General features: G+C 64.3%; 25 protein-coding genes and 1 tRNA gene. 17 read left to right on the forward strand and 9 right to left on the reverse strand.

The annotated features are described in order from the left end of the window. Positions 1-66 precede the first annotated feature (66 nt). Positions 67-1,362 (forward strand): hypothetical protein, encoded by a 1,296-nt coding sequence (locus WDM24_RS32435; protein WP_338691503.1) that lies wholly within the window; start codon positions 67-69, stop codon positions 1,360-1,362. A 146-nt stretch (positions 1,363-1,508) separates the two neighbouring features. After that, a tRNA-Val gene (locus WDM24_RS32440) sits at positions 1,509-1,583 on the forward strand. A gap of 66 nt (positions 1,584-1,649) precedes the next feature. Here WDM24_RS32440 and WDM24_RS32445 read toward each other — a convergent pair. Next, on the reverse strand, positions 1,650-1,946 hold the full coding sequence (locus WDM24_RS32445; protein WP_166298433.1) for a hypothetical protein: 297 nt from the start codon (positions 1,944-1,946) through the stop codon (positions 1,650-1,652). A gap of 180 nt (positions 1,947-2,126) precedes the next feature. Here WDM24_RS32445 and WDM24_RS32450 point away from each other — a divergent pair, with 180 nt between their 5' ends. After that, positions 2,127-2,498, forward strand: a complete 372-nt coding sequence (locus tag WDM24_RS32450) for a DUF4118 domain-containing protein (protein ID WP_338691505.1) — start codon at positions 2,127-2,129, stop codon at positions 2,496-2,498. 68 nt (positions 2,499-2,566) lie between these two features. Here the strand turns inward: WDM24_RS32450 and WDM24_RS32455 are convergent, their stop codons facing one another. Next, on the reverse strand, positions 2,567-2,707 hold the full coding sequence (locus WDM24_RS32455) for a hypothetical protein (protein WP_165125659.1): 141 nt from the start codon (positions 2,705-2,707) through the stop codon (positions 2,567-2,569). A gap of 182 nt (positions 2,708-2,889) precedes the next feature. Between WDM24_RS32455 and WDM24_RS32460 the strand changes: the two genes are divergently transcribed. Beyond that, positions 2,890-3,120, forward strand: a complete 231-nt coding sequence (locus WDM24_RS32460; RefSeq protein ID WP_166298434.1) for a hypothetical protein — start codon at positions 2,890-2,892, stop codon at positions 3,118-3,120. 371 nt (positions 3,121-3,491) lie between these two features. On the opposite strand, the gene WDM24_RS32465 is transcribed toward WDM24_RS32460, so the two are convergent. Continuing rightward, positions 3,492-4,028 (reverse strand): hypothetical protein, encoded by a 537-nt coding sequence (locus tag WDM24_RS32465; RefSeq protein ID WP_338828664.1) that lies wholly within the window; start codon positions 4,026-4,028, stop codon positions 3,492-3,494. 74 nt (positions 4,029-4,102) lie between these two features. Then, a complete protein-coding gene (locus tag WDM24_RS32470) occupies positions 4,103-5,650 on the reverse strand; it encodes an acetolactate synthase large subunit (protein ID WP_338691509.1) in 1,548 nt (515 codons plus the stop codon). A 225-nt stretch (positions 5,651-5,875) separates the two neighbouring features. Between WDM24_RS32470 and WDM24_RS32475 the strand changes: the two genes are divergently transcribed. From WDM24_RS32475 to WDM24_RS32490, 4 genes are all read left to right on the forward strand, one after another. Then, positions 5,876-6,445, forward strand: a complete 570-nt coding sequence (locus tag WDM24_RS32475; protein ID WP_175619345.1) for a L,D-transpeptidase — start codon at positions 5,876-5,878, stop codon at positions 6,443-6,445. 107 nt (positions 6,446-6,552) lie between these two features. Continuing rightward, positions 6,553-7,353: a DUF2927 domain-containing protein gene (locus tag WDM24_RS32480; RefSeq protein WP_338691510.1), complete on the forward strand. Its 801-nt coding sequence runs from the start codon at positions 6,553-6,555 to the stop codon at positions 7,351-7,353. Between the two features lie 1,160 nt (positions 7,354-8,513). Continuing rightward, complete coding sequence (locus WDM24_RS32485; RefSeq protein WP_338828667.1) at positions 8,514-9,542, forward strand: MerR family transcriptional regulator; 1,029 nt, start codon at positions 8,514-8,516, stop codon at positions 9,540-9,542. 86 nt (positions 9,543-9,628) lie between these two features. Next, positions 9,629-10,624, forward strand: a complete 996-nt coding sequence (locus WDM24_RS32490; RefSeq protein WP_338828668.1) for a LysR family transcriptional regulator — start codon at positions 9,629-9,631, stop codon at positions 10,622-10,624. 32 nt (positions 10,625-10,656) lie between these two features. Here the strand turns inward: WDM24_RS32490 and WDM24_RS32495 are convergent, their stop codons facing one another. Next, the gene (locus tag WDM24_RS32495; protein WP_338828669.1) at positions 10,657-11,049 is read right to left on the reverse strand and encodes a hypothetical protein; all 393 of its coding nucleotides are present in this window, start codon (positions 11,047-11,049) and stop codon (positions 10,657-10,659) included. Positions 11,050-11,413: 364 nt separating this feature from the next. Between WDM24_RS32495 and WDM24_RS32500 the strand changes: the two genes are divergently transcribed. The 4 genes from WDM24_RS32500 (at position 11,414) to WDM24_RS32515 (ending at position 14,360) form a co-directional block, all read left to right on the forward strand. Then, entirely contained in the window at positions 11,414-11,737 is a 324-nt protein-coding gene (locus WDM24_RS32500) for a hypothetical protein (RefSeq protein WP_338828670.1), read from the forward strand. A 265-nt stretch (positions 11,738-12,002) separates the two neighbouring features. Then, positions 12,003-12,455 (forward strand): signal peptidase II, encoded by a 453-nt coding sequence (locus tag WDM24_RS32505; protein WP_338828671.1) that lies wholly within the window; start codon positions 12,003-12,005, stop codon positions 12,453-12,455. Positions 12,456-12,499: 44 nt separating this feature from the next. After that, a complete protein-coding gene (locus WDM24_RS32510; RefSeq protein WP_338828672.1) occupies positions 12,500-12,961 on the forward strand; it encodes a GNAT family N-acetyltransferase in 462 nt (153 codons plus the stop codon). 250 nt (positions 12,962-13,211) lie between these two features. Continuing rightward, complete coding sequence (locus WDM24_RS32515) at positions 13,212-14,360, forward strand: calcium-binding protein (RefSeq protein ID WP_338828673.1); 1,149 nt, start codon at positions 13,212-13,214, stop codon at positions 14,358-14,360. A gap of 86 nt (positions 14,361-14,446) precedes the next feature. Here the strand turns inward: WDM24_RS32515 and WDM24_RS32520 are convergent, their stop codons facing one another. After that, positions 14,447-14,659 carry a hypothetical protein gene (locus tag WDM24_RS32520; protein WP_338828674.1) on the reverse strand — a complete coding sequence of 71 codons (213 nt, stop codon included), beginning with the start codon at positions 14,657-14,659 and terminating at the stop codon, positions 14,447-14,449. 382 nt (positions 14,660-15,041) lie between these two features. Between WDM24_RS32520 and WDM24_RS32525 the strand changes: the two genes are divergently transcribed. Together WDM24_RS32525 and WDM24_RS32530 are read left to right on the forward strand one after the other, a co-directional pair. Next, positions 15,042-15,410, forward strand: coding sequence for a YciI family protein (locus WDM24_RS32525; RefSeq protein ID WP_338828675.1), 369 nt, complete (start codon positions 15,042-15,044; stop codon positions 15,408-15,410). 159 nt (positions 15,411-15,569) lie between these two features. Then, entirely contained in the window at positions 15,570-16,718 is a 1,149-nt protein-coding gene (locus tag WDM24_RS32530) for an ABC transporter substrate-binding protein (RefSeq protein ID WP_338828676.1), read from the forward strand. Positions 16,719-16,732: 14 nt separating this feature from the next. Here WDM24_RS32530 and WDM24_RS32535 read toward each other — a convergent pair whose 3' ends face one another. From WDM24_RS32535 to WDM24_RS32545, 3 genes are read right to left on the reverse strand one after another with little or no spacing between them, the layout of a single operon-like run. After that, positions 16,733-16,978, reverse strand: a complete 246-nt coding sequence (locus WDM24_RS32535; RefSeq protein WP_338828677.1) for a hypothetical protein — start codon at positions 16,976-16,978, stop codon at positions 16,733-16,735. Positions 16,979-17,009: 31 nt separating this feature from the next. After that, positions 17,010-18,128: a M48 family metallopeptidase gene (locus WDM24_RS32540; RefSeq protein WP_338828678.1), complete on the reverse strand. Its 1,119-nt coding sequence runs from the start codon at positions 18,126-18,128 to the stop codon at positions 17,010-17,012. Between the two features lie 4 nt (positions 18,129-18,132). Further along, a complete protein-coding gene (locus WDM24_RS32545; protein ID WP_414645781.1) occupies positions 18,133-19,278 on the reverse strand; it encodes a DUF898 family protein in 1,146 nt (381 codons plus the stop codon). Between the two features lie 327 nt (positions 19,279-19,605). Here WDM24_RS32545 and WDM24_RS32550 point away from each other — a divergent pair, with 327 nt between their 5' ends. From WDM24_RS32550 to WDM24_RS32560, 3 genes are all read left to right on the forward strand, one after another. Then, the gene (locus WDM24_RS32550) at positions 19,606-19,965 is read left to right on the forward strand and encodes a hypothetical protein (RefSeq protein WP_166298448.1); all 360 of its coding nucleotides are present in this window, start codon (positions 19,606-19,608) and stop codon (positions 19,963-19,965) included. Between the two features lie 243 nt (positions 19,966-20,208). Continuing rightward, on the forward strand, positions 20,209-21,480 hold the full coding sequence (locus WDM24_RS32555) for a cytochrome P450 (RefSeq protein WP_338828680.1): 1,272 nt from the start codon (positions 20,209-20,211) through the stop codon (positions 21,478-21,480). Positions 21,481-21,510: 30 nt separating this feature from the next. Continuing rightward, positions 21,511-22,785 carry a cytochrome P450 gene (locus WDM24_RS32560; RefSeq protein ID WP_338828681.1) on the forward strand — a complete coding sequence of 425 codons (1,275 nt, stop codon included), beginning with the start codon at positions 21,511-21,513 and terminating at the stop codon, positions 22,783-22,785. Positions 22,786-22,906 lie beyond the last annotated feature (121 nt).

Here is a 22,906-nt window from a genome sequence, read left to right on the forward strand (position 1 = left end):
TGGCCTTCGGCTGGCCTGCCGTGGCATTGTGCTTAACAATTTCCTTCTTTCTTGGAGTGACCCTTCATGATCGAGCCGATCATGTACGCGGCGATCGGTTTCCTGATCTCGATGCTGTGCGGCCTGATGATCGTGCCCCTGGTGCATAACCGGGCGGTGCGGCTGACCACGCGCCGCATGGAGGCGGCCACGCCGCTGTCGATGGCCGAGATCCAGGCCGACAAGGACCAGCTCCGCGCCGAGTTCGCGATGTCGGCCCGCCGGCTCGAGATGAGCGTCGATCAGCTCAAGAGCAAGACCACAAGCCAGCTCGCCGAGATCGGCAAGAAGACCGACGCGATCAATCGCATGAAGATCGAGCTGGGCGAGAAGAACGCCGCGATCTTCGCGCTGGAGGCGCGCGAGAAGGCGATGAAGGAGCAGCTTCGCGCCACCGAGGAAGAGTTTACCGCCAAGACCGAGCTGCTGCGCACTGCCGAGCAGGCGCTGACCGACAAGCAGAGCGAGCTCGGCAAGATCAACGCCGCGCTCAACGACCGCTCGATGACGGCCGACAGCCGGCAAGTCGAACTGGTCGCGGTGCGGACCCAGGTCGAGGAGTTGAAGAACCGGGTCGGCGATGCCGCCAGGGAGTTCGCGGCGACCGAGGCACGCCTCGCCCAGGAGCGCAGCCAGTCGGAAACCGCTACGCGCGATCTCACCGATGCGCGCGGCCGGGTCGAGAATCTGAGCCAGCGCGTCACCGATCTCGACCGCCAGCTGATCGTCCAGGTGAAGGAAGCCGAGATGCTCGGCAACCGCGTCACCGACCTCGAGGCGCGGCTCGCGACCCAGGGCAAGCTGCTCGCCGAGCGTGAATTCGAGAACGGCCAGCTCAAGCAGGCCAACGCCGCCGCGGAGCGGACGGTGCAGGAGCTGCGCGAGGAGATCGCGGCGGCGGGCGGCGGCAAATCATCCGCACTCGAGAAGCTGCGCCAGGAAAAGGCGGCGGCCGAGGAGCAGCTACGCATCGCCCGCGACGAACGCGGCAAGCTGCAGCGCGACATCAACGCGATCCAGCAGCAGGCCGAAAGCTCCTGGGCGACCGAGCGGATGGAGAACGCGCTGCTGCGCGAGCGCATCAACGACATCGCCGCCGAAGTGGCCAAGCTCGCGATCCAGCTTGAGGGACCGAACTCGGCGATCGAGGCCATGCTGGCGGCCGAGCCGACCGTGCCGGCCAAGGCGACCGCCAAGCCCGCCAACGGTGCCGCCAATGGCGTCTCGCCTGGCAGCGCGATGCCCGAAGGCGGCGGGACGCTGGCCGAACGCATCCGGGCGCTGCAGTCGCACGCCTCCCGCGCCCGCCAGCAGGGCGCCTGATCCCCGCAGGGTTTGATGTCCTGCAGGCCTTGATTCCTGAAGGTCTTGGCTTGACACCCCTACCCGGCACTTCGTAAATCGCACGCTCTGACGAAGCGCCTCTATCGACCGGCCGCCGACCAGCGGCCTTTGGCACGTCACATCCCGGACGCATAGCTCAGCGGGAGAGCGTTCCCTTCACACGGGAGAGGTCCAAGGTTCGATCCCTTGTGCGTCCACCATTCCCCTTCCTGCCAGCAGATCAATTAACGTCGCGGCGGTCTGAGCGCGGTTCGCCCCGCATCCCCTCATTGCCGCCGGCGGTGCGGGGCCGATGACGGCTTGGCGGAGCGCCGGCTGAGTTCGCCGAGCAGGTCGCGGACGGCGCCGTCGAGTTCGTCGGGCGGAGTGGCGTGATCGGCCTGTTGCGTGCCGGTCGGCCGATACCGGCCGCGGGCGGAAATGTCGTCATTGGCGGCCCGCGCCTTCGGCGCGTGAATGCGCTGCGGCGACCGGCGCCGGCGGCGCGAGATCAGCTCGCGGACGCCATATCCCGATACGAACCCGATCCCGGCGACGAGAACGACAATCAGAAGCTCCAGCATCGTGCTGTCCCCAATCACCTTGCCGCAATGCAATAAGCGCGACAATGCGGCAGGGGCTTGACCGGGCCGGTTCCTTTTCACGGTATCGAGCAGAACTCCGCCCCCACGGAGTCCTACGGTGTTTTATTCGCGAGCCTCCTCGGCTACCTTCCCGGAACTCGCGGAGGCCGGGACGTCTCGATGCGCAAGGGCAATGACTACATTCTGAAGCTGCGGCCGTGGTCGTTGTCGACGTTCGTGGTCGCCCTGCTGGCCGTGGTGCTGGCCACCGCGACCCAGGAGATGTTCGCGACCTTCGGCATGCAGCTCTATTTCGCAGGTTTTGTGCCGGCGATCCTGATCGCGGGCCTGATGGGCGGCGCACCGGCCGGCGCCTTTGCGACGATCATCACGGTTCCGATCGTCTGGTGGGCGTTCATGCCGCCCTATTTCGACTTCGCTTGGCCCACCGCCGAAGACTATGACAGCCTGGCGATGTTCCTGTTGTCGAGCGCGCTCTTGGTCTGCTTCTCGCAGCTCTACCGGGAAGCGCTGGTGATCTTGCGGAAGTGAGTCGCCGACGCATGCCGCTGCTGCTTGCCGGTGCCGGCAAGCCGCTGGGCTGCAAGGACCGTTCGCGGTCAGATCCCGAACATCCAGACCGCAACGATGGTCGCCAGGGTCGCCACGCCGCTGACCGTCCAGCCCACCGCGTAGAAGGTGTCCTCGGGGGCGGTATCGAGCATGGTGCCGGTGGTTTCCGTCATCGATCGCCAGCGCATGGCGCGTCTCCTCGGAACTCCTGCCTAGCGGCATAACGCAGCTCGAGGTTCCCGGTTCCGTGGCCTGCACGAGGGTTGTGCCGTTCACGCGCTGCTCACGGACTGCTGATCCGCGTCGCGGAACCTGCGACATTCTGTCCCGTTGAGGGGCGCCGGAAAAACCAACTTGGGAGAACCATCCGATGCGAACACTGATCCTCGCCGCCACGGCGCTTGCCTTCGTCTCGTCCGCCGCACTCGCGCAGGACAAGGCCGGCACGAGCCCGGCCCCCGCCGCAAGCGGCGACACCGCGGCCAAGGGCGAGGCGTCCAAGATGGCGCCGAAGAAGGCGAAGAAAGCCGCAAAGAAGTCGAGCGCCAAGACTAGCGAAAAGGCTGGGGAAAAGACCGGCGACGACGCGGCCAAGCAATAGACAGAAGCAATCGCCCACAAAAGCAATCGCGCTTTGCGATCTCTTGGCGATCTCGGCGATCACGGAAAAGGCCGCCCGAGGGGGCGGCCTTTTCTGTCTCGGTTCGCGGGCTGTCTCGACCCGTCACGTCGCAATCGGCTGCGCCGCCGGTTTGGGGAGCGAGAGCGGAGCCCGTGAATTCAAGTGCGGGAGGGGGAGCGAAACAGTTGCGGAGCCGGTAATCCGCACCGCCATCGGATCGTTCTGAAATTGACCACCAGCCCCAGTAATTGCTCCACCTCCCGCGCCTTCTGTTCTGCCGCGCATGCACCGGCCACGCATGATCCAAACGGGCTATCACGGCAATGCGGAGAGAAGATTCATCCATCAACTTAGTGCTGAGCGCCATTGTCATGCTTGCCTGCAAGCCCGCCCGCATCCAGCCGCTCGGCAAACCAGCGCGATGCGGCGCTGTCGATGACGCCGCCGGCATAGACCTCGGACAGGCTCACCCCGTCCTTTCCCACGATCAGCAGCACGCCGATCGCGTAGGCGAACCAGACATTCGGATCGGTCAGCGCCTGCAGCTTGCGCTGATCGTGCTCGAGGAGCTGGTGATTGCCGTCCTTTCGCAGCTCGATGGCCAGCAGATTGTTCGGAATGTCGCGCTGATGCACGACGATATCGGGATAGATCGACTTGCCGAGATGGTCATCGGTCGAGATCGTCGAACCGCGCGGCAGCCGCAGCGTGCGCTCGCCGAGCCGGTCGTAGTTGCAATCGACCTGCCAGCCGGAAAACTGCCGCTCGACATAGACGGCCAGCCGGTGAGTAAGCGTTCGCTCGCCGAGATCGCGCTCCAGCAGGAACGTCTCCTGCGCATAAAATTCCTCGATGGCGGCGATCACCTTGGTCAGCTCGGTCTGCATTGGCGCCTCCGACTGGACTAAAGCGCGATGAGTTTCATCGCGGGCCGCCGCCGCGGCCTTCTAAAGCGGTGTGTCTACATCTGCACTTCGATCAGCCGCGGTCCCGGCTCGGCAACGGCTTCCGCCAGCGCCTTGTTGAACTCGTCGGCCGTCGTCACCACCCTGCCCGGCACGCCCATGCCCCTGGCGAGCGCGACGAAGTCGAGCGTCGGGCGATCGATCTTGAGCATGTCCTGTGCCCGCTTGCCCGGCTCGCCGGCGCCGACGCCGTCGAATTCGCCGCGCAGGATCTGGTAGATGCGGTTGGCGAACACGATGGTCACGACGTTGAGGCCTTCGCGCGCCTGCGTCCACAGCGACTGGATCGTGTACATCGCCGAGCCGTCGCCGACCATGCAGATCACCTTGCGGTCCGGACAGGCGACGGCGGCGCCGGTTGCGACCGGGGTCGAGAAACCGATCGAGCCGCCCATGTTCTGCAGCCAGTCATGCGGCGCTGAAGCCGCCGTCGGCGGGAAGAAGCCGCGGCCGGTGGTGACGGATTCATCGACCATGATGGCATTCTCGGGGATCGCACACGCAATCGCCTGCGCGATCGTGGCGTGATTGAGCGCGCCGGTCGGCTTGGCCAGATCCTGCAATTGCTGCGGCTTGACGTCGTGCACTATGGCATGCAGCGCGCCCGCGAGCGCCTCGAGGGCTGCGACAGAATTCTCGCCCCAGGCGGTCATGCGATGCACCTCGCAGCCTTCCGCCTTCAGCATGCTTGGCTTGTTCGGATAGGCGAAGAACGCGACGGGATCGTTGGCCTCGACCAGCACGATGTGACGGAAATTCTTCAGGATCGGCAGCGCCTGCTCGATCACATAGGGGATGCGGTTGATCGAGAACCGGCCGCGGCCGCGCGCCATGCGCGGATGATAGGTCTGGCCCATCACGGTGCAGCCGGTCTTGCCGGCAATGCGCTCGGCGAACACCAGCCCCTGCTCGGTCAGCGCGCTGCCGGTGACCAGCAGCAGCGTGTGCGCGGCGTCGTTGTGCAATATCTTCGCGGCCCGCTCGACCGCCTGCGGCGAGTAGCTCGGACGCTGGGTGTCGACAGCCACTTCGGCGATGCCGTCGGCCTCGTTCCAGGCGGTGTCGGCCGGCAGGATCAGGGTTGCGATCTGCGGCGGCGCGCTCCTGGCCGCGGCGATCGCGGCCGCGCCATCGGCTGCGACCGACTTGGCATCCGGCGACGTGCGCACCCAGGATGACATCGGCCGCGCCAGGCCCTCGATGTCAGAGGTCAGCGGCGCGTTGTAGCCGATGTGGTAGGTTGCGTGCTGGCCGACGATATTGACGATGCCGGAATGGGCCTTCTTGGCGTTGTGCAGATTGGCAAGGCCGTTGGCGAGGCCGGGCCCGAGATGCAGCAGCGTCGAGGCCGGCGTTCCCTTCATGCGGAAATAACCGTCGGCCGCACCGGTCACCACGCCTTCAAACAGACCGAGCACGCAACGCATGCCCGGGACCTTGTCCAGCGCCGCGACGAAATGCATCTCCGAGGTGCCCGGATTGGTGAAGCAGACGTCCACTCCGCCCGCAACCAATGTCCGCACCAGACTTTCCGCACCGTTCATGATCCCGCTCCCGCCAGAGATGTTTCTTGAGGTTGATCCAGATCAACCATTCTTCATCCGCTTCGTCAAAGGCTTGGCCGGACAATGCAGGTATCGCTTCCGATCTGTTGCCTTTTTAAACCGTGTCGTCGGAAAATGGCTGGTGTCACGGCTTCGTCGCTTGCGAAACGCCGGCGATTGTGGCCTTTCTGGCTGCATATTTGATTGTTCGCGAGGACGATGACGATGCGCCCGATTGCCTTGATGTTTGCCGCGCTCACGATCCTGGCAGGTGCCGGCCAGGCCCACGCCCAGTTGTTCGATTCCCGTGGCTACCAGTCCGAGCCCCCGAGCTTCTTCGGCAACGGCGCGAGCCCGATCCCGCGCACCACCGTCAACTACCCGACCAACTACGCGCCGGGCACCATCGTAGTGAACACCGCCGAGCGCCGGCTCTATCTGGTGCAGGGCAACGGCCAGGCGCTGCGCTACGGCATCGGCGTCGGCCGCGACGGCTTCCGCTGGGGCGGCGTCCACCGCATCTCGGCGAAAAAGGAATGGCCGTCCTGGACGCCGCCCAGGGATATGCTGCGCCGCCGCCCCGATCTGCCGCGTCACATGAACGGCGGGATCGAGAATCCGCTCGGCGCGCGCGCGATGTATCTCGGCTCGACGCTGTACCGGATCCACGGCTCGAACGAGCCGGAGACGATCGGCCAAGCGGTCTCGTCGGGCTGCTTCCGCATGACCAATGACGACGTGAAGGACCTCTATGATCGGGTCTCGGTCGGCACCACTGTCGTGGTGAAGAACTGATCGCGTCGGTTTCACCGGAACCAGGCGCCACCGTCCGGCAGGATCGCTGATCTCGCCGCCTTGATCCCGTCTTGCGCTGCCGCAAGCATTGCGGCAGCGTCGTCAGAATGCCCCAGCACCGCCCTTCGATCCTGCTCGTTCTCGCTGCAGCGCTCGCCGCTTGCCTCACTGACGCCACCGTGCCCGCGGCCGGCGCCGAGGTGCCGGCCGTTGTCGTGCGTCAGCGCAACGAGAAGAAGCTCTTCACCGACGCCGAGATCGTCGAGGGTTTTCTGAAGACCGCATTCGGTGCCGAATATCATCTCGCCGGACGGGTCGATCGCATCCGCAAATACGACAGCCCGGTGCGCGTGTTCGCCGACGGCAGCCGCGCCGACCGCAAGGCCCAGCTCGCCAAGGTCATCGCCGACATCCGAGCCAAGGTGCAGCATCTCGACATCGCGATGACCGAGAGCAGCGACGCTGCCAATGTCGTGGTCAAGCTGGTGCGCGACCGCGAGCTCTACCGCACCATCGCGACCTTCTACGGCCAGGACCGCGCCAAGGAAATCCGCTCCTCGCTCGATCCGCAATGCCTGTCCGGCTTCCGCAAGAACGAGAACTACGAGATCGAGCATTCCGATGTGATCCTCACCGTCGACAACGGCGATTTCGTCTTCCTCGACTGCGCCTATGAGGAGCTGCTGCAGTCGCTCGGCCCGATCAACGATACCGCGACCGTGCCGTGGACCATGTTCAACGACAGCGTCTCGATGGGCTATTTCGACGTCTACGACCAATATCTGCTCAATTTGCTCTACGACCCCCGGATCAAGCCCGGCATGACCGTGCAGGAGGTCAAGGCCGTGCTGCCCGACGTGCTCACCGACGTCCGCGCCTGGGTGGCGAAGGTGAACCATCTGGAGTGAGTCTTGGTTTGCACGGAGCGCGCCGCACAGATCCGAGTATTGCGATAGCCACAGCTTGCCAGGCGCTCCGTCGTCTTCCTGGCGAAAGCCAGGACCCACCACCGCAGTTGATGATGAACGGGATCGCGGCCCAAGCATCGCACAACAATTTGCATTCGGGGTAATGGGTCCTGGCTTACGCCAGGACGACGCTGAGGATGGTTATCGATTCAACCTCTCAAACAGCTTGTTCGGTGTCATCGCCCGGCTTGACCGGGCGATCCAGTATTCCAGAGGAGCCGGTTGCTAAGGTGAGAGGCCGCGGCGTACTGGATCGCCCGGTCAAGCCGGGCGATGACAGTGTGGGTGGGGACATAGCTTCGCGTTCTCGCGACATGAATCGTCCGAGCTTTGCTCTTCGGCTTGCCCTCCTATCGATCAGAGGGCGCAGGGAAAGCCGGGTGCCGATCGCACCCATGGGCCCCGAGCAAAAGGTAGAAAGCTCGGGGGTAGGACCACAGGTGTAACCGGAAACACTCCGGCTTTCCCTGCGCGATGGGTTACGGCTTATTTCGTGCTCTCCCCGGCGAGACTGGGCTTGCTTGTCACCGCCTTCGCAAGACGCAATTGCGTCTTACAAGGGGACACCGGCCGCTAGGGCGTCAGGACCACACGACTTCACCGTCCGCATCACATGCGTTCGTCGCTCGCATGATCAGCGTCCACCGCATCCCACACCGCGTTCGTGACGATCGCGAGCCGCCCCTCGTACCGGGTGAGACCGGCGAACCATACACTGAGTTGCCATTCCGATAAACGGAAATATTTTTGTTGTGGGGGCTTGCCACGTCGGGCAACTCAGTGATTGGCGCGTCAGGGACGCACCGGCGGCAGGGTTCCCTCTCCCTTGCGGGGGAGGGTTAGGGAGAGGGGTGCCACACGACGTGCTCCTTCGTTTCTGCGACGGCGACAAGCGAACAAGTTGCGAGAGCGATGCGCTCATCAATCATCTCGCCCGGGGCCACCCCTCTCCCCGCCCTCTCCCGCAAGGGGAGAGGCAGCCCGAGATACGTGCTCACCTCACCGCTATCCGATAGATGAGGATCACCACCCTCCCCGCTTGACCTTGCCCCTGCGGCCGCCTCCATAAGAGACGCGGTCAGACGATGCGAGGTGATTCGATGAATGCTGCCGCCCGTTTTCTCAGTCCGTCCGAAGCTGCGAGGCAGCTCGGCATCTCGGCCAAGGCGCTGCGCCTGTACGAGGAGCGCGGCCTGATCGCGCCTTCCCGCACGCCGGCGGGATGGCGCGCCTATGGTCCGGCCGAGATGGCGCGCGGCGCCGAGATCGTCGCGCTGCGTGCGCTCGGCCTTGGCATCGGTGAACTGGCGCGGGTCCTGAGCGGCGATGCCGCCGTGCTCGACCGCGTGCTGGCTGCGCACGAAGCCACGCTCGAAGCGCGCGTCCGGCAATGCGGCGACAGCATCGCCAGGGTGCGGGCGCTGCGCGCCGACCTCGGCCGCGGCAAGATGCCCGCGGCGCGCGACGTGATCGGCGCAGTCAGGGCGCGACCGGCGATCGCCGTCGCGTTCGATCTGCCGTGGCCCTGGGGCGGCGAGCGCTTCGAGCTGCGCGACGTCAAGCCGCTGAACTACATCGTCGGCCCGCTCGGCAGCGGCAAGACGCGCCTCGCGCAGCGGCTTGCGGAAGCGCTGCCCAACGCCACCTTCGTCGGCCTGGACCGCGCAGCCGATGGCGGCGCGGCGGTTCGCGCGCGTCTCGATGCCGATCCCGCCCACAAGGCCAGGGTCGATGCAAGCCTTGCCGCTCATCTCGCTGACGGCGCCGTGCAGACCCCGGCATTGACCACGCTGCTCGCAGAGCTCGAGGCCGACGGCGACGCGATCCCCGTGATCGACATGCTCGAGCACGGGCTCGATGCGGCAAGCCAGGAAGCGGTGATCGCGCAGCTGCGTCGTCGCGGACCGGAGGCGCGGCCGCTGTTCTTCCTCACGCGCTCCAGCGCTATCCTGGATCTCGACGCGGTCGGCGACGACGAAGCGATCATCCTGTGCCCCGCCAATCACAGCGTGCCGGTCTGCGTCACGCCGGTGCCCGGCGCAATGGGCTATGAAGCGGTCGCGACCTGCCTCGCCTCGCCGGAGGTACGCGCGCGGACCGAAGGCATGATCGCGTGGCGGCCGGCCTGATTTCTCGTCTTGGTTGTATTCTGATAATATAATAGTGCACGATGCCGGTCGATGCGCGGCGAAAAAGTGTGCTATAAGCCCACTCAATGACCGACCTCCCCCGTACCCAGGCCTTGCGTTGCTTCATCACGGTTGCCCGTGAGGGCACCGTGTCGCGCGCGGCATCGATGCTGAAACTGACCCAGCCCGCGGTCAGCCTGCAACTGAAGGCGCTGGAGGAAAGTACCGGGCTGCAGCTGTTCAACCGCACGCCGGGCGGTTTTACGCTGACCGAGGCCGGCGCCGCGCTGCTGCCGCTGGCGCACCGGGCGGTGGCGGCGGCATCCGACTTCAAGGCGACGGCGGACTCGCTGAACGAGGCGCAGCGCGGCACCTTGCGCGTCGGCACCATCCTCGACCCCGAATTCACCCGGCTCGGACCGTTCGTGCGCAGCCTTGCGATGTCCTCGCAACGCACCGAAGTATTCCTGCGCCATGGCGTCAGCGACGACGTGCTGGCGCAGGTCGGCCGGGGCGAGCTCGACGTCGGCTACTATGTCGACGCCACGCCGCCGGAGCAGCTCGCCCATCACAGCTTCACTGAACGGACCATCGCCGACGGCCGCTACCAGCTGGCGCCGCTACTCAGCTACGACTACCGGGTGATCGCGCCGATCGCCTGGCGGGAGCGGGTGATGGGCAAGGGCTGGGCCGAGCTCGCCGAGCTGCCCTGGCTCGCGACACCGCCGCATTCCGGCCACCGCCGTCTGCTCGACGACATCTTCCGCCCGCTCGGCCCGTTGCCGAAGCGCATCGGCTACACCGATCAGGAAGAGGCGATGATCGACTTCGTCGAATCCGGCCTCTGCCTCAGCCTCGCGCGCGACAGCGTGCTGGCGCCGCGGATGGCACGCCCGCATCAGTTCGTGGTCGTCGATAAAGTGAAGCTCACCTGCGATCTCTCTTTTGCCTGCCTCGCCGCGCGCCGCCAGGAGCCGGTGATCGCGCACGCCTTCGCCAGCGTGCGGGCCGTGTGGAATATCAAGCCGGCGATCACCGGTGCCGGACCGACGCGGACGCGAAAGGTCGCGAAGAACGTGTGACGCGGCGGGGGCCACGATCGAGGCCGCGAGAGCTAGAGACAAACCGGATAGAGCTGTCCTGCCACGTCTGCGACCTTTCCATCTGCCGTCTGCTCGATCGTAATGGCGTATCGCTCGCCGCACGGGCCTGCATGGCGATTCCATAGAAGCGCGACCGAGTTCGGTCTATCTGACTTCTCAGCCCGAAAACCACCGCCGGTGATCTGGGCAATTGCGATTCTCGCGTCGGAGCCAACCGGAAATGCGTTCTTCACGAATTGAGAGAAGGCGCGCTTCGTCTCGTCGTAAGAGCTATGGCCCTTTGCAAGATCCTTCTCCATGAAGGCTGGATAGGCGTCCACCCGCGTCAGTTGGTAAGCGAAGAGAACTGTCCCGGCACCGATCACAACGACCGAACCGCCGAACAATATGCCGAGGATGATCAAAGCGCGTCTCAACGAGGCTTATCCTTTGCAGTTGCAGCCCGCCAGCCAGGGGGCCGGAAGGCGCCGCAAGTCTGCGGCGCCGCGATTTCGGCATGGGCCAGGCCCGACATCGGACTTACGGACACGACTCCCGACATCGGACTTTCGGACACGACTAATGTGTCCTCGTGCTCTCTACTTCAAAGCCAGGCTGGTGCAATACGCAGAGACTTCGCCGCTTCTCCAACCGTTATTCAGTCCGGTTTCCGTGCACTGAGTATAGCTCTTGAAGGGGATGCCGCCGGGCCCGATGTTTCGGCACCCGGTGTAGGCAGACGCGCCGGCAGACCAGGAGCATCCGATCCAGGGGCGGTCACCTGACTTCATGCTCGTCACGCAACCGCCGATGCAAAACACTGAGGTCGAAGCCGTACGTGAAGACGAGGTGCTGCGGGCCGCCGCGCGCTGCGTCGGCCTGTGTTGCGTGCTGACGTGCCTCGGCGCCTCGACCGAAATGTTGGGAAGCGGGTTGATGGCAGTGTCCGGGGCTGGCGTGGGTTGCGACCACGCCGGGCCATTTGATGCACATACTAGCGGCACGATCGACAACAGAGCGACAGCGAAATTCGTGACGAAGAGCGACGAGCCTTTCATAGCCGTGTCCTCCCAAAAAGCCGAGATGGCAATTCCATCCCGGGATGCAGGGTAGCACACATTCAACTGACTGAAATTCCTATTCGGCGCGATTGCTTGAACCGGAACAGCGGACCTCAATTCGCCGCGACGTGATCGCGCCCGGGATACAATCAGCAACATGGCGCGCTCAGGGCCGTAGGAGATATTGGCTCATACGACACGTCACACTATGGTGGGGCACCGGGGTTACCCCATGGCTTGAATGGAAGCGGCGCGAGAAACTGTTCGTGAGAATATCCCGAAGCTCACACTTCATCGCGTTCGGTGCCGCATGTGCGATGCTGGCCCTCGATCAGCTGACAAAGCATTGGGCGGTTGGATCATTGGAAATTGGCACCACCGTCAAACTACCAGGTCCCATTGACCCTACCCTTGCGTTCAATCGCAGCAACGCATTTGGTCTGATTCCAGACTACGGTGAGTTCTCGCGATGGGCACTCGCTTCCATCGGCCTTGCGGTAGCGTCAGTTTTGCTCGGATCCATACTCTGGCGACCGACATCGACCATCAATGCTTTTGGACTCGCCTTCATCGGCGCCGGAGCAGCCGGAAACGCTATCGACCGTCTTCGATTGGGTGCCGTCGTTGACTTGTTCGACGCCTCGAAACTTCGATTTGTCTGGATTTTCAACGTCGCCGACGTTTCAATCGATTTGGGGATCGCGCTCATTTTGCTCGCTGCGCTCCTGCCGTCTTTGGAGGCCGCCAAGGTAGACCACGGCAACAGCTAGGTTGAGATATTCGAATGCGACCCTTGAGCGAGCGGAGGCGACCGATGGAATGCACGATCCGGCCGGCGCGCCAAGACGACGCCGGCGACATCAGCGCGGTCATCCTGCGTGCACTGCGCGAAACCAATGCCAGGGACTATGCAAGCGAGATCATCGAGCGGGTCGAGCGCAGCTTCAGTCCGGACGCCGTGCTGCAGCTGATCGGCAAGCGCACCGTCTTTGTTGCCGCGATTGATGGTCGTGTGGTTGGAACGGCAAGCCTCGACGGAAACGTGGTCCGTACGGTGTTCGTATCCCCCGACGTTCAGGCGAGGGGTATCGGCAGGCTGCTGATGGAAGCGGTCGAGCGCACGGCACGCGAGAGAAGTATCCCCAACCTGGCTGTGCCCTCATCGATCAGCGCCGAGACCTTCTATGCGCAGCTCGGATACAGGGCCGTGCGCGACAGCTACCACGGTGAAGAGCGGACCATCATCATGGAGCGATCGCTGGCGGACGGTGCTTAGGTTCGGTCGGGGCCCACAAGCGGCACAGGAAACGGCACTGTCCGCATGGACGACGAGGTCGTCACCTCCGGTGCAGAGGCGCATCTCCTCCATCCGTGGCCTCTTGCGACCTCAATACCAACGGCGTAGCCCATTTGGGAGTTCAGTCGTTTGGATATTTGAGGCGCAATAATAGCGGCGATTGATCTCGCAGGCGCAACCAGAGGCAGAGGCTCGCCCGCTACCGGCAAAGAGCCGACAGGAGGGGAAGTTGGTTACCTACACAGGAACTCTGGCAGCCGACAGCCATACCGGCAACGAAGACGTCATGTATGGCCTGGACGGAGGCGATACCCTGACCGGGAATTCCAGCGCGGTCCAGCCAACCATTTACGGTGGTGAGGGCGATGACATCCTGACCGCCGGTGCCGCTTCTCCTGGTGGTATAGTTTACGGTGGCTCCGGCAATGACACGATAGCCGGCTACGGGACATTCTACGGCGACGCAGGGAATGATCGGATCACGGTGTCCGACTTTGGACCGGGCTACGGTGGTGACGGCGACGACACCATCAACTCCGTTCTGACCGCATCCTACAATGGCGTTGCGTATGGCGACGGCGGCAATGATCTCTTCACCGGCTTCGCCGTGCATTGGGACGGTGGCGACGGCAACGACAGCCTTTACGGCTCCTACGATCACGACGATGGCCCGCAGCCAGTGGTGTTGGGCGGCAACGGCAACGACGTGATCGTATTCACCGGCGATGGGCAGGTTGGCAAAGCTCTTTTCTACGGCGGGTTGGGCAATGACAGCATCTATGGTGGCGCAGCAGAAGAAACCATCGTCGGCGATGTCGGAGTAGACCTGTTGGAAGGCGGCGGCGGGGACGATTGGATCTATCTTCCAACGGGAGGCGGCAACGCCTACGGGGGAGCCGGCAACGACGTGCTGCTGGGGTCGCAGGTCTTCGATGTCCTGATCGGTGATGATGGCAACGACATCATGTACGGCTATGGCGGAAACGATTACGCCTATGGCGGCAACGGCGACGACGTGATATACGGCGGCGATGGCGTAGATGTTCTGATCGGCGGCGCCGCAAACGATTATTTCGAGGGCGGCGCCGGCGTGAATTACTATTTCGGCGGCAACGGCGGCGGTCCGGGCACCGGTGTGGGCAACGACACTTTTGTCGTCAACGATGTTCCTGGAGTGCAGGTCGTGCAGGACTGGACGCCGAGCCTGGACGTCGTGCAATTGAACGGCTCCGGTTTCACGTCCTTCGCCGACGTGCTGTCGCACTCGTATCAGAACGGCGCTTATTTCGTGGTTCAGGTCGACGCCGACACCGCGGTGTGGCTGAATGGCGCTACGGCGAACACGGTCACGGCGGCAAATTTCTCCATCGTGAGCTGATGCGTATTCGGCACGAGGCGCGCCAAGCGGTACCTTATCCGCGCGCCTCGTGCCGACCTCGCAAGCACCGTCGGCAGGTCATAGGCCTAGGCGGCAACGACCAGCGGTCTCGTCATGTCGTGCATCGCGGGCACCAGCGACGGCGCGTCGCATTCCTGCTGGGCGAGCTGGTCCACGAGCTCGCGCAACCTTGGCGGCAAATCCGCGTAGTCGCCGCGCAGCGCGTGGCGCAGTCTCCAGCCGATCTCTTCGCAAATGGCGCGCGCGTGCTCGGGCGCGATCGAATGGTGCTCGATCATGGACTTGAACTGCCAGGACTTGAACTGCCAGGACTTGGACCGGTCACGGCGACCGCGCCGTCAAACTGCATTTCCGTCAACACGGATCCCGCATACGCAGATGCGATCAAGACGAGGATCCGAACAATGCTGGACATCGCTCGTACTCCCTTTTCCTCTCTTTCAATAGCAGCAGGTCGTTGCCGCCCGATTAGGGAAACTGGTTCGCGCGGCCTTTAAGGGAATGGTAAACGTGAAGTTCACGAGCGATCGGTGACCCCGACGCTTGCCGCCCGCCAGCGTCCCGGCTGGATGAAAAATCTGCGGGGCGGTGTCGGCCCTCGAAAACCCCGTTCGTCGTTCCGATGCCCCATGAGGCGGGGCTCAGATAAGGAGACGGACGATGCGGGTGATGGTGCTCGTGAAGGCCACCGAAGACAGCGAAAAGGGGCTGTTCGACACGGCCTGGCAGGCCGAGATGATGGCGGCGATGGGCCGGTTCAACGACGAGCTGCGCGATGCCGGCATCCTGCGCGCCGCCGACGGCCTCAGGCCCTCCTCCCACGGCAAGCGTGTCGCATTCGACGGCAACGCCCGTACCGTCATCGACGGGCCCTTCGCCCCGGCGCGCGACCTGGTCGCCGGCTTCTGGCTCTGGGAGGTCAAGGACATCGACGAGGCGGTTGCCTGGGTGAAGCGTTGCCCCAATCCGATGCCGGGACCAAGCGAGATCGAAATCCGGCCGCTGTACGAGATGACCGATTTCGGCTGAGGCTTCGATGCCGGCGGGCGCGCCGCCCCGCTGATGCCGTGCCCTGATGTCCCCAATCAGGGGGACAGACGTATCGGGCGGAATCAATATGATGCGGAACCGGACGCCGGTCGGCTATCATCGGCCGCGCATAAGAAGAACTTGCTGGGAGGATTTGCAATGAAGCTGGCCATGGCCGGACTCTGGGTACTCGCGGGCGCGATCCTGATGGCGCCGGACGCACATGCGGACATCAAGGTCGGCGTCGTGGTGTCCGCGTCAGGACCGGGCTCGGCGCTCGGCCAGCCGCAGATGCGCACCATCGCCGCGCTGCCGAAGGAGATCGGCGGCGAGAAAGTGACCTATATCGCGCTCGACGACGAGTCCGATCCGACCAAGGGCACGCAGAATGCGCGGCGCCTCGTCATCCAGGACGGCGTCGACATCCTGATCGGCTCCTCGCTGACGCCTGTGACCATGCCGATGCTCGACATCGCCGTGGAATCCAAGACGCCGATCATCTCGCTCGCGGCGGCGACCGCGATCGTGCAGCCGATGGACGACCGCCGCCGCTGGGCGTTCAAGGTGGTGCCCAACGACGATCTGATGGCGGCGGCGATCCTGAAACATATCGCGAAGTCCGGCATCAAGACGCTCGGCTATATCGGCGTGTCGGACGGCTATGGCGAAGGTTACTACAAGGAGGTGTCGCGGTTGGCGCCGACGCTGGGCCTCACCGTCACGACGCATGAGGTCTATGCGCGCGCCGATACCAGCGCGATGGGCCAGGCGCTGAAGGTGATCGCGACCAATCCGGAGGCGGTGTTCATCGCTTCCGCCGGCACGCCGGCCGTGCTGCCGCAGGAGGCGCTGCGCAGCCGCGGCTATGCCGGCAAGATCTTCCAGACCCACGGCGTCGCGTCGGAGGAATTCATCAAGCTCGGCGGCGCCAATGTCGAGGGCGCGGTCTTCACCGGCGAGGCCTTCACCATCGCCGACGACCTGCCGGCGAACGATCCGTTCCGCCAGGCGCGCGACGAATTCGTGTCGTCCTACGAGAAGGTCAACGGGCAGAAGCCGAATATTTTTGGCGCGCATCTGTGGGACGCGGTCACGCTGTTCAAGCGGGCGGCGGCGAACGCGCTGAAATCGGCGAAACCGGGCACGCCGGAATTCCGCGCCGCGCTGCGCGACGAGCTGGAGCGCGGCAAGGACGTCTATCTGAACAACGGCCTCTCGACGATGAGCCCGACCGACCACAATGGCTATGACGAGCGGTCCGCGTTCCTGATCAAGGTCGAGGGCGGCAAGTTCCGGCTGGTGAAGTAGGCGCTCGAAATTGGCTAGTCGCCGCCCCATCGCCATCGCGGCGGCTCGCCCTTCCACCAGCACACGCCGGTGAGCAGGACGCTCAACCCGAGCACATAGGCAATGAAGCCTGTGCGAGAGTGCGGAAGGATCATCGCGGCGCCGACCGCGATCAGAATCACGAAGCCTGCGACGACCGCCCAGCCTTGCCAGGAGACCGGCGGTCCCCAGCCCCAGCCATACCGCTTGGCGGGAAACCAGTAGTCGCTGTCATGCTGCATGTGAGTGCTCCAGCAAGCGACAAAAAACCCTTCACACCTTGCCCGGTGCGCAGATGCCCTTGAGCGCCTGCCATTCCGTCGGCGATAGCAGCGGCCGGCCGGTCGCCGGGCTGGCGGCGTCCGCCTTGCTCATGCGCGCGAGGCGGTCTTCGGTCAGCGGATGGCTGGAGACGATCGAGATCCCCTTGCCGCCCTCCTTGCCGGTGACGCGGAACATCAATTCGCCCATCGGCTTCGCCGGGCGGCCGAGCTTGTGCATGGTCTCGATCGCGAAGCTGTCGGCATTGGTTTCGGCGTCGCGCGAATAGGATGACGTCACTAGCGAGCGCGAGGCAAAGATCAGCGCGCCGGAGCCGGTGATGTCGCCGAACAATAGCCCGATCAGGAACGAGGTGCCGCCATTGTGGATCAGCTCGCGCATGCTGTCGCGATGGCGGAGATGGCCGAGCTCATGCGCCAAAACGCCGGCGATCTCGTCCGGGTTCTCCGCCTTCTCAAGCAGCCCCTTGAACAGAAAAACCTTGCCGCCCGGCAGCGCGAAGGCGTTCGGTACCGGCGTCGCCAACACGCCCGACTGCACCGAGTTGTCGAGGCCTGCGGACTCCCGCAATTTGCCGACGAGCTTCTCGAATGCCGCTTGTCCCGCCGCGTCGCTGCACGGCTTGCCGTCGAACAGCACCTTGACCTGCGCCTCTGCGACATCGCCGAGGCGGCGTTCGAAAGAGTCAGGCACCAACGGCGTCAGCCGGTCGGCGGCGAGCGGCACGCCGAACAGCACCACCAGCACGATCGACACCGCGGCCGCGAGCGACCAGCCGACGATCGCGGCGACGCCCTTGCGGTTCGGCAGCCCCTCCTCGAGCGTGTCGCAGCGCGCGACGAGCGCGGCGATCAGCTGCGCGTCGCGGATCTCGAGCCGCGCCAATTGTGGTGCGGTGAGGCAGCTCAGCCGCAACAGGCCGGACGGGCTGTCGGCGCGGCGGATGTCGGCATAGGCCCAGCGCGCGAGCAGCTCGCCGTCCTCCCTGATCTCCAGCGCATCGGACAGTTTGAGCGCGACCAGACGCCTCCGGCTCGACGCGCCGTCGAAGAAGACGCCGCCTTGTGCAGGCGTCGCCGCGGGGTTTGTCTGGCCGGAATCGGTATCCATGTCGCTAGAAGCCCGCGACGTCGAGGCCGTCGGCAAAGCCTTCGCCGAGCGCATTGGCGAGTTCGCCGCGGGCGGTGACGTTGGCCGCCGCCTGGATGTTGTGCACGATGGTCGACGACAGCACCCGGACCCAGAGATCGCGCATCAGATAGACGCGCATCACCACATTCATCGCCAGCACGAAGGCGAGATAACCGACGCCCGCGAGAGTGATCAGCGGAATGCTCTTGGCGAACGCCTCGGTTTTGAAGAAGGTCTCGATCGAGGAGCCGTCCATGCTGGCGACCAGGAAGGTGCACAGCACGAGATAGGCAAGGTACACCGTGCCGAGCAGCATGGCCCAGCCGATCACCTTCCAGTACAGCCCGATCAGCGCGCTGCGACGCATGGTGGATTCCAGCCTAACCCCGCCGAAGCGGATGCCCGACAGCCACCAGCGCCACTCGATCGCCTTGAACGCGGCATAGATGAACGGCGCGAAGATCGTCATGTACAGCGCGAACGGCGTGAGCAGCCAGAGCCACCAGCCCTGCTTGAAGAAATCCCAGCCGCGGCCTTCGAAGGAACCCCGCAGATCGCCGTAATAGGAATGCCGCATCTTGTAGCGTTCGAGCGCCGCCTCGCGCCATGGCAGCGCGAGGCCGAGCGTGATCACGACCAGCAGGCCCCATAGCGAAGCTTTCAGCGCATAGATCCATCCCGAGCCGCTCATCCAGAAGCGGACGCCGCGCCACACTGTGCGGGTCAGCCGGTAACGCCGCGCGCGATAGATCGCGAACTGGCCGAACAGGTAGAAGAACGCGACCAGCGGCAGCGAGAAGAACGTCTTGACGTGCTCGGCTTCAATGACGAGCAGGGAGTAGCCGAGATAGATCGGCACCAGGATCGCGAGCGCGACCAGGAAGCCGATCAGCAGTTCCTTGGCGCGGCCGGTATATTCCGGCGCGTCGCCATCGATCTGGGTGTTCGACCAGAGGTGACGGCGGATGTCGGTGGTGAGCCAGAACCGGTAGAAGCCGACCGTGACGAGCTCGAGCCCGGCGCCGCGCGCGACCAGGCGGAAGAACTCCTGCCGCTTCCCTGAAAACCCCACCGGCATCGGCGGCGGGACCGGCGGCGGCTGCGGCGACCCCAGCGGGGTCCAGCTCATGTCGTTCACGGGATAGCTCCAGGACGGGACAATCTCTGCGTATCAAAACCACAGGTTTGTCGCTGCGAGTGTGATCCAGGTTTCACATAAGGTCGAGAGCGTGGGGGTGTTTTTGGCGGCAGGCGGTTGGCTTTACCTTAACGGGATCGCCGGAAAAGGGTGCAGCCTTTGCTGCGGACATCGGCCGCGGGCTGAGCAAAGCGGGCCCTCCTTCCGACCCTCGTCCCAATCCTTGCGAGCGAGCCCCGCTCGCCTCGAACCCCCGCCAGAGATAAACCGACAGAACGGCTAGCAAAGACACCGCCGCAAAAGCGAGGAAACCTGGCGATGAACAAGTGGATATTGTCGGCATGTTTTTTGGCGCTGACGGCAGCTCCCGCCGCTGCCGCCGACGTGCGCCTGGAGTCCTATCGCAATCCAGCGAACGAGAATTTTCGCATCTTCAATCATATGTACCTGGACGGCGCGCGGGGCGGCATGATGGCTTCCAATGCCTGGCTGAAACGGCATGGCGGCCAAATGTTGTTCTGCATGCCCGACAACCTCGCGCTGAGCACTGAGCAAACCGAAGAGATCATGCTCAAGTCCGCCGACAAGCGGGCCGCGAAAGGCGACATGGCCGTCGCCTCCCTGCTGCTATGGGGCCTGCAGGATACCTTCCCCTGTGAAAAACCCGCCAGCCAATAAGCGCCCTCTCCACCCGCATTGTTCGCAAGCGCACAGCCAAATCAACCGCCGTTTCAAACAGACCCGCACGCCGCGCCCGCCCGCGGCCGGTGCAAAAGGCCCGGATTCGGCCGCTTTGGCCTGACATCAATGCGGCCAAATGCGCGTTGAGAGCCCTTGCGCAAATGCCCGAATGAGAATGTAATTCGGTAAAACATGCCGCGCCGGCGATGCCCCGGCTGCGAAACGGTTGAGGAGCCGCTCATGCACGGGACCGCCGATCTCGTCAAAGATGTGAATTTGGACACCGCACGCGAGCGCGCCAATGCGCTTCCACTTGCCGACTATGATCCCGGCGATCCCGAGCTGTTCAAGACCGATACGTTCTGGCCGTATTTCGACCGGCTGCGCCGCGAGGACCCGGTGCATTACTGCAAGGACTCGATGTTCGGTCCGTACTGGTCGATCACCCGCTACAACGACATCATGGACATCGAGACCAACCACGCGATGTTCTCCTCGGCCGCCTCGCTCGGCGGCATCACCATCCGCGACGTGCCGCCGGACCTGCGCCGCGAAAGCTTCATCGCGATGGACCAGCCGCGCCATTCCGCGCAGCGCAAGACCGTGGCGCCGATGTTCACGCCGACCCACCTTGACGACCTTGCGCTCAACATCCGCAAGCGCTCGACCGAATGCCTCGACAATCTGCCGCGCGGCGAGGTGTTCGACTGGGTCGACAAGGTCTCGATCGAGCTCACCACGCAGATGCTCGCCGTGCTGTTCGACTTCCCCTGGGAGGACCGTCGCAAGCTGACGCGCTGGTCCGACGTTGCTACCACCCTGCCCGGCGCCGGCGGCCTCGTCGCCACCGAAGACGAGCGGCAGGCCGAACTGATGGAGTGCGCGACCTATTTCGCAAGGCTCTGGAAGGAGCGCTCCGGCCAGCCGCCGAAGAGCGACCTGCTCTCGATGATGGCGCACAGCGACGCCACGCGGAACATGGACCCGAAGAATTTCCTCGGCAACCTGATCCTCTTGATCGTCGGCGGCAACGACACCACGCGCAACACGCTGTCCGGCAGCATCTATGCGCTGAGCAAGCATCCGGAGCAGTACCGCAAGCTGCGCGAGAACCCGGCATTGATCGACAGTTTCGTTCCGGAGGTGATCCGCTGGCAGACGCCGCTCGCCCATATGCGGCGCACCGCGCTCGCCGACTACGAATTCCGGGGACGCCAGATCAGGAAGGGCGACAAGGTCGTGATGTGGTACGTCTCGGGCAACCGCGACGAGGAGGCGATCGAGAAGCCCTACGAGTTCTTGATCGACCGCGCCCGCCCGCGCACCCACATCTCCTTCGGCTTCGGCATCCACCGCTGCGTCGGCCTGCGGCTCGCCGAGCTGCAGCTCAAGATCATCTGGGAGGAAATCCTGAAGCGCTTCGACACGATCGAGGTGGTGGAGGAGCCGCTGCGGGTGTATTCCAGTTTCATCAAGGGCTACGAGACGCTGCCGGTGCGGATTGCCGCCTGACGCCTCTCGAGCCAACCGGGATCAAGAGCCATGAACGTCCAGACCGCCATCCGTGCCGATCGGGTCGAGCTAGAGCGCCAGGCGCGCGAGGAAGCCTATGCGACGCCGCTCAGGGATTTCCATCCCGGCGCGCCAAAGCTGTTCCAGAACGACACGCTGTGGCCGTGGTTCGAGCGGCTGCGCAAGGAAGAGCCGGTGCACTACTGCACCAATTCGCCGATCGAGCCGTACTGGTCGGTGGTGAAGTACAACGACATCATGCATGTCGACACCAGCCACGGCATCTTCTCCTCGGATTCCACGCTCGGCGGCATCTCGATCCGCGACGTGCCGCCCGGCTATGACTATCCGAGCTTCATCGCGATGGACCAGCCCAAGCACGCCCATCAGCGCAAGACCGTGTCGCCGATGTTCACCCCTGATCATCTCGACGAGCTGGCAAAGTTGATCCGCCAGCGCTCGGCCAGCGTGCTCGACAATCTGCCGCGCAACGAGACCTTCAATTTCGTCGAGCGCGTCTCGATCGAATTGACCACCCAGATGCTGGCGACGCTGTTCGACTTCCCCTGGGAGGAGCGGCGCAAGCTGACGCGCTGGTCCGACGTCTCCACCGCGCTGCCGAAGAGCGGCGTCGTCAACTCGCCGGAACAGCGCCGGCAGGAGATGGACGAGTGCTACGCCTATTTCTCAAAGCTCTGGAACGAGCGCGTCAACGCGCCGCCGAAGAACGACCTGCTGTCGATGATGGCGCATAGCGACGCTACCCGGCACATGGATCCCGACAATCTGATGGGCAACATCATCCTGCTGATCGTCGGCGGCAACGATACCACGCGCAACACCATGAGCGGCTCGGTGCTGGCGCTGCATGAGCATCTCGACCAGTTCCAAAAGCTCAAGGAGAACCCCGGTCTGATCGACACCATGGTGCCGGAAGTGATCCGCTGGCAGACGCCGCTCGCGCATATGCGGCGCACCGCGCTGGTCGACACCGAGATCGGCGGCAAGACGATCAGGAAGGGCGACCGCGTCGTGATGTGGTACGTCTCCGGCAACCGCGACGACGAGGTCATCGACCGTCCCGACGAGTTCATCATCGATCGGGCGCGGCCGCGCATCCACCTGTCGTTCGGCTTCGGCATCCACCGCTGCGTCGGCATGCGGCTCGCCGAGCTGCAGCTCAAGATCGTCTGGCAGGAGATGCTGAAGCGCTTCGACCGCATCGAGGTGGTCGGCGAGCCGAAGCGGGTCTATTCCAGCTTCGTGCGCGGCATCGAGAACCTGCCGGTGCGCATTCCGGGCTGACGCGCTCCCCCGAACATTCTGCAAATCTGACCAGAGCGAAGCGCCTGCCCACGGGGCAGGCGCTTCGTCGTTCAATTACTGGATACTGCGTCACAATGGCCGCGACGTGGACGCGGTTGAC

This window comes from Bradyrhizobium sp. 27S5 (genome assembly GCF_037217225.1).
GTDB classification, from domain to species: domain Bacteria; phylum Pseudomonadota; class Alphaproteobacteria; order Rhizobiales; family Xanthobacteraceae; genus Bradyrhizobium; species Bradyrhizobium septentrionale.

Bases quoted from the DNA above. Each gene is read 5' to 3' on its own strand.
- WDM24_RS32435 (WP_338691503.1), top strand. From the start codon at position 67: ATGATCGAGCCGATCATGTACGCGGCGATCGGTTTCCTGATCTCGATG.
- WDM24_RS32445 (WP_166298433.1), bottom strand. From the start codon at position 1,946: ATGCTGGAGCTTCTGATTGTCGTTCTCGTCGCCGGGATCGGGTTCGTA.
- WDM24_RS32450 (WP_338691505.1), top strand. From the start codon at position 2,127: ATGCGCAAGGGCAATGACTACATTCTGAAGCTGCGGCCGTGGTCGTTG.
- WDM24_RS32455 (WP_165125659.1), bottom strand. From the start codon at position 2,707: ATGCGCTGGCGATCGATGACGGAAACCACCGGCACCATGCTCGATACC.
- WDM24_RS32460 (WP_166298434.1), top strand. From the start codon at position 2,890: ATGCGAACACTGATCCTCGCCGCCACGGCGCTTGCCTTCGTCTCGTCC.
- WDM24_RS32465 (WP_338828664.1), bottom strand. From the start codon at position 4,028: ATGCAGACCGAGCTGACCAAGGTGATCGCCGCCATCGAGGAATTTTAT.
- WDM24_RS32470 (WP_338691509.1), bottom strand. From the start codon at position 5,650: ATGAACGGTGCGGAAAGTCTGGTGCGGACATTGGTTGCGGGCGGAGTG.
- WDM24_RS32475 (WP_175619345.1), top strand. From the start codon at position 5,876: ATGCGCCCGATTGCCTTGATGTTTGCCGCGCTCACGATCCTGGCAGGT.
- WDM24_RS32480 (WP_338691510.1), top strand. From the start codon at position 6,553: ATGCCCCAGCACCGCCCTTCGATCCTGCTCGTTCTCGCTGCAGCGCTC.
- WDM24_RS32485 (WP_338828667.1), top strand. From the start codon at position 8,514: ATGAATGCTGCCGCCCGTTTTCTCAGTCCGTCCGAAGCTGCGAGGCAG.
- WDM24_RS32490 (WP_338828668.1), top strand. From the start codon at position 9,629: ATGACCGACCTCCCCCGTACCCAGGCCTTGCGTTGCTTCATCACGGTT.
- WDM24_RS32500 (WP_338828670.1), top strand. From the start codon at position 11,414: ATGCTCGTCACGCAACCGCCGATGCAAAACACTGAGGTCGAAGCCGTA.
- WDM24_RS32505 (WP_338828671.1), top strand. From the start codon at position 12,003: ATGCTGGCCCTCGATCAGCTGACAAAGCATTGGGCGGTTGGATCATTG.
- WDM24_RS32510 (WP_338828672.1), top strand. From the start codon at position 12,500: ATGGAATGCACGATCCGGCCGGCGCGCCAAGACGACGCCGGCGACATC.
- WDM24_RS32520 (WP_338828674.1), bottom strand. From the start codon at position 14,659: ATGATCGAGCACCATTCGATCGCGCCCGAGCACGCGCGCGCCATTTGC.
- WDM24_RS32525 (WP_338828675.1), top strand. From the start codon at position 15,042: ATGCGGGTGATGGTGCTCGTGAAGGCCACCGAAGACAGCGAAAAGGGG.
- WDM24_RS32530 (WP_338828676.1), top strand. From the start codon at position 15,570: ATGAAGCTGGCCATGGCCGGACTCTGGGTACTCGCGGGCGCGATCCTG.
- WDM24_RS32535 (WP_338828677.1), bottom strand. From the start codon at position 16,978: ATGCAGCATGACAGCGACTACTGGTTTCCCGCCAAGCGGTATGGCTGG.
- WDM24_RS32540 (WP_338828678.1), bottom strand. From the start codon at position 18,128: ATGGATACCGATTCCGGCCAGACAAACCCCGCGGCGACGCCTGCACAA.
- WDM24_RS32545 (WP_414645781.1), bottom strand. From the start codon at position 19,278: ATGAGCTGGACCCCGCTGGGGTCGCCGCAGCCGCCGCCGGTCCCGCCG.
- WDM24_RS32550 (WP_166298448.1), top strand. From the start codon at position 19,606: ATGAACAAGTGGATATTGTCGGCATGTTTTTTGGCGCTGACGGCAGCT.
- WDM24_RS32555 (WP_338828680.1), top strand. From the start codon at position 20,209: ATGCACGGGACCGCCGATCTCGTCAAAGATGTGAATTTGGACACCGCA.
- WDM24_RS32560 (WP_338828681.1), top strand. From the start codon at position 21,511: ATGAACGTCCAGACCGCCATCCGTGCCGATCGGGTCGAGCTAGAGCGC.